This is a genomic window from Halomonas sp. BC1, assembly GCF_002078135.1.
Classification (GTDB): domain Bacteria; phylum Pseudomonadota; class Gammaproteobacteria; order Pseudomonadales; family Halomonadaceae; genus Vreelandella; species Vreelandella stevensii.
The window spans coordinates 211,642-212,242 of the sequence record NZ_LFGS01000017.1 but is presented as its reverse complement, the minus strand read 5'-3'; the positions used below and the strand labels follow the sequence as shown (position 1 = coordinate 212,242).

Genomic DNA, 601 nt, shown 5'->3' with positions numbered 1-601 from the left:
TGAGCAGGGCCGCAAGGAGTTGGTCGTCGTCGAGGATGGGCAGCGTGAGTCAGAGGCCAGCTGGAAAGAGCTGCTCACGGGGCTACGCGAGCGCGGGCTGACGACGGCCCCCAAGCTAGCGGTTGGCGACGGCGCCATGGGCTTCTGGGCGGCGTTGAGCAAGGTCTATCCAGAGACCGAGCACCAGCGCTGCTGGGTCCACAAGACTGCCAACGTATTGAATAAACTGCCGAAATCCGTGCAGCCCAAGGTCAAGGCCGACCTCCATGAGATCTGGATGGCCGAGACCCGCGATGAGGCGCACAAGGCTTTCGATCGCACGGTGAAACGCTTCGAGGCCAAGTACCCCAGAGCCATGGAGTGCCTGGCCAAGGATCGGGAGGAGCTGCTGGCGTTCTATGACTACCCGGCAGAACACTGGGTGCATATCCGCACCACCAACCCGATCGAGTCGACCTTCGCCACGGTCCGCCTGCGGAGCAAGCGCAGCCGGAACTGCGGCTCCAGAGCGACGACCCTGGCGATGGTCTTCAAGCTGCTTCAGAGCGCCCAGAAGCGCTGGAAGCGGATCAAGGGGTTCAACAAGCTGGAGCTGGTCGTG

At 63.1% G+C, this 601-nt stretch carries 1 protein-coding gene; it reads left to right on the top strand.

The genetic code is table 11. From position 1 onward, the window contains the following. On the top strand, nucleotides 1-601 hold a 601-nt coding region (locus tag B7L72_RS14010), incomplete at both ends, for an IS256 family transposase (RefSeq protein ID WP_139788519.1).